The sequence below is a fragment of the Pseudomonas peradeniyensis genome (genome assembly GCF_014268935.2).
Lineage (GTDB): Bacteria > Pseudomonadota > Gammaproteobacteria > Pseudomonadales > Pseudomonadaceae > Aquipseudomonas > Aquipseudomonas peradeniyensis.
This window is the reverse complement of record NZ_JABWRJ020000003.1, coordinates 785526-792500: the sequence shown is the minus strand read 5'-3', so window position 1 is coordinate 792500 and position 6975 is coordinate 785526. Positions and strand designations below refer to the sequence as shown.

6 protein-coding genes (1 of these 6 cut by a window edge) are annotated in these 6975 nt (G+C 59.7%); 3 read left to right on the top strand and 3 right to left on the bottom strand.

What is annotated here, in order from left to right:
* The 3 genes from gabP to HU751_RS18540 all read right to left on the bottom strand — a co-directional run.
* Positions 1-649, bottom strand: the 5' end (the start) of a protein-coding gene (gene gabP / locus HU751_RS18550) for a GABA permease (RefSeq protein WP_186734480.1). Its footprint begins 746 nt before the window's first position; the window shows 649 of its 1395 coding nt (coding positions 1-649); the start codon lies at positions 647-649; its stop codon lies off the left edge, out of view.
* Between the two features lie 352 nt (positions 650-1001).
* Positions 1002-2018, bottom strand: coding sequence for a magnesium transporter CorA family protein (locus HU751_RS18545; RefSeq protein WP_186734481.1), 1017 nt, complete (start codon positions 2016-2018; stop codon positions 1002-1004).
* Positions 2019-2030: 12 nt separating this feature from the next.
* A complete protein-coding gene (locus tag HU751_RS18540; RefSeq protein ID WP_225933333.1) occupies positions 2031-3617 on the bottom strand; it encodes a RimK family ATP-grasp domain-containing protein in 1587 nt (528 codons plus the stop codon).
* Between the two features lie 92 nt (positions 3618-3709).
* On the opposite strand from HU751_RS18540, the gene HU751_RS18535 reads away from it, so the two are divergent.
* The 3 genes from HU751_RS18535 (at position 3710) to HU751_RS18525 (ending at position 6902) form a co-directional block, all read left to right on the top strand.
* A complete protein-coding gene (locus tag HU751_RS18535) occupies positions 3710-4807 on the top strand; it encodes a peptidase C39 family protein (RefSeq protein WP_186734482.1) in 1098 nt (365 codons plus the stop codon).
* A 261-nt stretch (positions 4808-5068) separates the two neighbouring features.
* Complete coding sequence (locus HU751_RS18530) at positions 5069-5983, top strand: RHS repeat-associated core domain-containing protein (protein WP_186734483.1); 915 nt, start codon at positions 5069-5071, stop codon at positions 5981-5983.
* A 76-nt stretch (positions 5984-6059) separates the two neighbouring features.
* Positions 6060-6902 carry an RHS repeat-associated core domain-containing protein gene (locus HU751_RS18525; protein ID WP_186734484.1) on the top strand — a complete coding sequence of 281 codons (843 nt, stop codon included), beginning with the start codon at positions 6060-6062 and terminating at the stop codon, positions 6900-6902.
* The last annotated feature ends 73 nt before the right edge of the window (positions 6903-6975 follow it).

The window sequence follows — 6975 nt, the reverse complement described above, 5'->3', positions numbered from 1 at the left end:
CGATGAAGCTGAACATCACGGTGATGAAGGCGCCGACCACTGCGGACCAGCCCTTGGGCGCGAAGCCGCCGTGCTCGTCCACCAGCGTGCTCAGCCCACTGACTTCGCGCTCCGGCAACCAGCCCGCCAGCGCAGCGAAGCCCAGGCCGATGAAGCCGAGAATGGCGGTGACCTTGAGAATGGCGAACCAGAACTCGAATTCACCGTACTTGGCCACGCTGAACAGGTTGGTACAGGCCAGCAGCAGTACCGAGGCCAGAGCGAATATCCAGCTGTCCACCTGGGGGAACCAGGCGTTGAGCACGTGCCCGGCAGCCAGTGCCTCGATGGGGATCACCAGCACCCAGAACCACCAGTACAGCCAGCCGATGGTGTAGCCGGCCCAGCGGCCGATGGCCTGGTCGGCGTAGGTGGAAAACGAGCCGGTGTCGGGGTGGGCCACGGCCATTTCGCCGAGCATGCGCATGACCAGCACCACCAGGGTGCCGGCCACGAAATAGGAGAGGATGGTGGCCGGACCGGCCGCCGCGATGGCGTGCCCGGAGCCGACGAAGAGCCCCGCGCCAATGATGCCGGCGATGGACAGCATCGTTACGTGACGTGGCTTGAAACCTTGAGCAAGGTTGCCATCAGTTCCCACGGTGTTCATTGGTCTTGTTCTCTTTTTGCTGACACAAGGAAGGGACGGGCAGGCGCGGGCGAAACGGTCTCCTCGGCTAAGGGCGGAGTACGTTGCGCACGCTCTGTTACGGCCTTCTCACGCGCCCGGGCAACGCACCGTGGGGATGCGGGCTTCACTTTAAGCCGGGCGCGGCGCGAGCAAAATGCTCGAAAACGTCAGACAACTGTTCGATCACGACACCGCGTGCCCATGCACGTCAGTCAAGCCCCTCGGCATGCCTGTTTGCGTCAGTCGCGGTCACGCAGGTAGTCCCAGTAGAAGTTCACCACCGCGAACACCACGATCACCGTGACGATCATCAGGCCGATCTGCAGGTTGCTCATGGCGTTCTCCAATTGGCGATACCAGGGAATGAGGGGGTCGGCCGCGCAACGGGGCGCTCGGTTTGCGCAGGGGTCACGACAGGACGACGCCCACGGGCCAGGCGCTTGAGCGCCAGCACCATGAGCACGCCCAGCAGCAGCATCGCCAGCACCAGCAAGGCATACGCCAGCCACCACGGCACGCCCGCGGTCATCATGCTGAACTCGGACATGCCGCCAATGCTGGCGATCAGGTTCAGCGGCAGGAACACCACGTTGATCAGGGTGAGCTTGCGCAGGGTCTCGTTCATCGCGTTGTTGGCCAGGTTGCCGCGGGCATCCATCAAGCCGGCGAACACCGTCGAGTAGATCTCGGCCTGCTTGTGGCACTGGTTGTTCTCGATGACCAGGTCGTCGATCAGCGCCAGCACTTCGGGGTTGAAATGGCGCTTCTCGCCATGGGCGCGCAGGCGCGAGAGCACCGCGCCATTGCTGTGGATGGCGTTGATGTAGTGGATCAGGCTCTCGCTGAGGTTGAACATCTGCATCAGGTGGTGGTTCTCCAGCGACTGCTCGAAACGTTGCTGCAGCTCGCGGGCGACCATCTTGATCACCTTCAGGTGCCCCAGGTAGTGGTGCAGGTTGTCCAGCAGGATGGCCAACAACACATCCATAGGATCGTGCAGCGCATGACGCTGCCCGAGGCCGTCGAGCAGGGAGGCGTCCGGGGCGATCAGCACCAGGTGGCCATCGACCATCAGCATGCCGAACGAAGACACCTGGAAGGCGAAGCTGTCTCCCCCGGTGTAGCTCTCCGGGCGCTTCCAGATCAGGAACAGGCCATCGCGGTGCAGTTCGATGCGCGACACCTCGTCCGGGTCCAGCGCCGAAGCCAGGGCGTGGGCATCCAGGTGGAACCACGCCTGCAACAGTTCACGCTCGGCGCTGTCCGGTTCGACGAACAGCAGCACCTCGCAATCGAGCCCCTCGCGCTTGCGCAACTGACCATGGGCCAGGCTGTAGCTTTCGATCATGCCAGCACCTCGTTACCAGGCTTGCCCCCGGCGCTTCTGCTCCAGGCGGCGGATGAACTCCTCCAGCACCAGGGTGTAGAGGTCGTCGTGCAGGTAGGCGTCTTCGATACCGGCGTCGAGGTTGGGGTTGTCGTTGACCTCGATCACCACCACCCGATCACCGACCTGCTTGAGGTCGACGCCGTACAAGCCATCGCCGATCAGGTTGGCGGCCTTCACCGCCAGCTCCACCACCGCACGCGGCGCCTCGTGCACGGCCAGGGTGCGGCACTCGCCGTTGACCTCGTCGCGCTGGGCCTGGTGGTTGAAGATCTGCCAGTGGCCCTTGGACATGAAGTACTGGCAGGCGAAGATCGGCTTGCGATTGAGCACGCCGATACGCCAGTCGTATTCGGTGTACAGGTATTCCTGGGCCAGCAGCAGCACCGAGTGCTCGAACAGTTCGGCAGTGGCGGCCTGGAGTTCGGCGGGGTCCTTGACCTTGATCACGCCCCGGGAGAAACAGCCGTCGGGAATCTTCAGCACCAGCGGAAAGCCCAGCCGCTCGCCGATACCTTCCAGCGCCTGGGGGTTGTCGCGGTAAAGGATCTCGCTGGCCGGCATGGCCAGGCGATGACTGCGCAGCAAGTCGGTCAGGTAGACTTTGTTGGTACAGCGCAGGATCGACGCCGGGTCGTCCATCACCACCAGCCCTTCGCTCTCGGCCTTCTTGGCGAAGCGGTAGGTGTGGTTGTCGACGCTGGTGGTCTCGCGGATCAGCAGCGCATCGTATTCGGCCAGGCGGGCGTAGTCCTTCTTGCCGATCAGCTCGACATCGACCCCCAGCTGGCGACCGGCGCGAATGAAATGTTCCAGCGCCTTGGGGTTCGAAGGCGGCAGCGCCTCATCAGGGTCGTGGAGGATCGCCAGGTCGTAGCGCGCCACCCGCCGCGAGCGGGGCTGGCGCCAGATCCGGCGGCTGAAGCCATCGAGGGCGTTGGCGAAGGGGTCCTGCTGGTCTTCACGCAACTTGTGCAGCGCGCCGGCCTTGACCCCGGCGATATGCCAGGTGCTGGTCTTGCGGAACTCCACCAGCAGGATCGGACACGGGAAACTTTCGAACAGCTGGCGGGCGATGTCCTGCAGCGGTTCCAGATCGGTACGGCCGAAGTACAGGGTCAGGGTGAACCCTTCGGTTTCGCCGTAGGGGTGATTGGCCAGGGCACTTTCGAGGCTGCGCGCCATGTCGTCGAGGGCCAATCCGTATAACGACTTGCGGGTCAACTCACTGATACTTCTGACCGAGGGAATGACTTTATGCCCGCGTGCCTCGGCCAACAAAGAACAATAATAACCATGACCTAGATACTTGTAATTACGACATAGGTTTATTACCTGGACACGCTTGCCGTTATCGGCCTCGCGTGGCTCCTCCAGGTACTCCTGGGCCGTCACGACATCCTCGCTGGGCAGGTACGAAGCCCAGTCCTCACGCCGCTCCACGATGATCACCAGCTGACTTGACTTGTTATCCAGGGTCAGTGGATAAATAACACCAGTTGCACTTGAGTGTGAACTTTCCCCGGGCCAGCCAGGTAAGGGTTCCTGAAACGATGACATGTTTGAAGCCCTGTGTTGGGTAGACACGGTTTCTATTAAGCACGAAGTTTTTCGAATGTCCCGTTTCATTACGCAACTTTTACGGCGGCCCTATGCACATCGAATTTCGCCTGGCAACTGTTGACGACCTGCCGGCCCTGCTGGCGCTGGAGAACCAGTGCTTCGCCCTCGACCGGCTGACCCCACGCAGCTTTCGCTGGATGCTGTCCCACGCCAATGCCAGCCTGCTGGTGGCGCAACGCGACGGCCAGCTGATGGGCTATGCATTGCTGCTGTTCCACCGCGGCACCTCGCTGGCCCGCCTGTATTCCATCGCCATTGCCGAGCAGGCCCGTGGCCACGGCCTTGGCGCCCGCCTATTGGAACAGGCCGAACGCTGCGCCCTGGAGCACGAGCGCGCCTACCTGCGGCTTGAGGTGCGCACCGACAATCCCAAGGCCATTGCCCTGTACGAACGCCATGGCTACCGGCGCTTCGCCCAGGTCGAGGACTACTACGAGGACCACACCAGCGCCCTGCGCTACGAGAAGCGCATCCTCCAGCACCCGGCGGGCGAGACGCGACCGGTCCCCTACTACGCCCAGACCACTGACTTCACCTGCGGCCCGGCCTGCCTGCTGATGGCCATGGCCGCGCTGCAACCGCAGCGCCCGCCGAGCCGTCGCGAGGAACTGCGCCTGTGGCGCGAGGCGACCACTGTGTTCATGACCTCCGGTCACGGCGGCTGCAGCCCTCATGGGCTGGCGCTGGCCGCCTGGCGCCGGGGCTTTCGCACAAGGCTGCTGCTCAATACCGAGGGACCGCTGTTTCTCGACGGCGTGCGCCAGCCCGGCAAGAAAGAGGTCATGCGCCTGGTCCATGAGGACTTCTGCGCCGAATTGCAGGACAGCGACATAGTCATCGCGCGGCAAGCGCCCAATCTGCCCCGGGTGCTGGCCGAAGGCGGCCTGGCGCTGGTGCTGATCAGCAACTACCGGCTGACCGGCAGCAAGGCGCCACATTGGGTGTTGGTCACCGCCTGCGACGACGACTTCGTCTACCTGCACGACCCCGACACCGACCACGCTCGCCACCGCCAGGCCCTGGACTGCCAGCACCTGCCGGTCAGCCACCAGGAGTTCCAGCGCATGAGCCTGTTCGGCGGGCGCAAGTTGCGGGCGGCGGTGGTGGTGTACGCAAAGGCGGCGTAAACGAAAAAAGCCCCGGCGGGCCGGGGCGGTGCCGCATGGGCCTCTGCCTACGCCTTGCTGCCCCCGGTTGCAGCACTAACTGCGGCAGGACTCATGCCAAGCCAGAACAGATGTGCCTCATGTTTTCCTGCCGCTCACACAGACCTGGCATTTTTGTCAGTTCATCCCATTGCGACACGGTGATAGCTTGAGGCCAACCTGATCGTAAACATACCTGTGGATCACCGATCGTGCTCTGCGGGCAGTGAACAAGGGATTATCATGGCTGCCAGCAAGCTGTTGCTCTCCGACCAAATAAAAAGCCCGTTGATGATGCAAACCGGGGCGAACCGTCTGTCCTGCATCTACAGCCCCTACGGCCATCGCGTCGAGAAGGCTGATACCCCAGGAACAGGGTTTACCGGCCAACATCGCGAAACCGGGCAGGGTTGGTACCTGCTGGGGAACGGTCACCGGGTCTACAACCCGGCATTGATGCGATTCCACTCTCCGGACCAGGGCAAGAGCCCTTGGGGGCGCGGAGGGATCAACAGTTATGCTTACTGTCAGGGCGATCCAGTCAACTTTCACGATCGTAGTGGTCGGAACAAGGGTATCGCGGCTTCAATTCTGGAGTCCGGGCTATACAGTGCCTTCAGCACGGTAACAAACTTCGCAGCAGGCACCATGCCTGTTTGGCTTTTCGCAGCGGTAATGCGCATGAAAAAAACATACAAAATACCGTTTTCAAAGACCGATATGAATACTCTTAAAACTGCAGCAGTGGGTGGCACTATGTATCTTGTAGGAGAGATCGCTTCTCGGACTATCGCCCCCGATGCTGGAGTGATATTGAAAGACATTGGAACTACGACTGCCAATGGCGCCGCCATTTTTGGGATCCTGGTACAGTCCCGCGACGCAGCAGCCGACTACCACATAAGATTGGCAAAGGGCGAGCTTGATCCAGACAATGACCCCTCTCCCCCTTCACGCCAAAATAATAGACCCTCGTACCGCCCAACAGGAGCTATATTAGTCAAACGAACAGAATCAATCAGATTAGATGACACCTCATCCGAAGCATCAGACAGCCCACCTCCAACACCCGGTCTTTATAGAAGTATCATGGGTAGCCTGAGCAGCGTCTTTACTTCCAATCCTAGTTCTCCACGCAACCTCGATGATCTCCAATAAACCTCGACCAGCCAGAGCACAAATTCCAGAAATCATAAATCTGAAGACCAGCACTTAATAAACGCGAGCAATTATCATGGCCATTTACTTCTATCAAGGGACCTTTTTACAAGTAGCAATTGAAGAGGGCAGAAGTCGAACAGTTTTACGCGCGACGTGTGGCCCGATGGCAGTAGTCCAGCGGAATATCGATGAGACAAGCGCGGAGCTACTGACCATTGACAAAGCCGGCTCCGTGCTTCGTCTGCTCACTTATACCTGCTTCGGTGACTCAGCCGTAAGTCATGTACAGCCTCCCTTACTGGGCTTCAATGCCCAGCGCCGGGATCCCTTTACCGGATGCTACCTGCTTGGCAATGGTCGGCGTGTCTATAACCCTGTGCTGATGCGTTTCCACTCCCCGGATGCGTTGAGCCCATTCGGGAAAGGTGGCGTAAACGCCTATGCTTATTGCGAAGGTGATCCGGTAAACTGGCAGGATGAGTCGGGGCAGGGTCGTGAGCTAATACGCCCTCCAACAAAGGCAAGCACAACCGAGCCCGTAATTTCTGTCAACCTTCCCATAGGGGCCGACGCTCTCACGCCCAAACCGAGTGACGGAACAAAACATTCCGACTCCAACAAACGAAAAGTCAGTTTTTCCACAGAAATCACCACGGTCTCACCCATATTAAAAGATTCAAAACTAACCAAGCCGCTTTCAGACCTAACCGAGATGCAAAAACAAAAAGTAGCTGAAAAACGCCAAGCCGCTGAAATCGACAAAAGCCGTAAAAATCTTATTGCTTTAGGGAAATCAATGGATACTCTAGACACCTTAGAAAAAGTTCTTAAAGCCGCGAGAAAAATCAGCCCACCCGAAATAATTTACGACATCACAAAAACAGAAACAATCAGATTAGAAGACACCTCTATCTAAACTTATAACGATCACCTTTCAGCCATCGGACGCCCCGCACCAGACCAACATTTCGTCCTACAGTTTTTCACAA

What these genes read in the sequence shown, in the direction of transcription:
- HU751_RS18545 (WP_186734481.1), bottom strand. Translation starts at nt 2,018, where the DNA reads ATGATCGAAAGCTACAGCCTGGCCCATGGTCAGTTGCGCAAGCGCGAG.
- HU751_RS18540 (WP_225933333.1), bottom strand. Translation starts at nt 3,617, where the DNA reads ATGTCATCGTTTCAGGAACCCTTACCTGGCTGGCCCGGGGAAAGTTCA.
- HU751_RS18535 (WP_186734482.1), top strand. Translation starts at nt 3,710, where the DNA reads ATGCACATCGAATTTCGCCTGGCAACTGTTGACGACCTGCCGGCCCTG.
- HU751_RS18530 (WP_186734483.1), top strand. Translation starts at nt 5,069, where the DNA reads ATGGCTGCCAGCAAGCTGTTGCTCTCCGACCAAATAAAAAGCCCGTTG.
- HU751_RS18525 (WP_186734484.1), top strand. Translation starts at nt 6,060, where the DNA reads ATGGCCATTTACTTCTATCAAGGGACCTTTTTACAAGTAGCAATTGAA.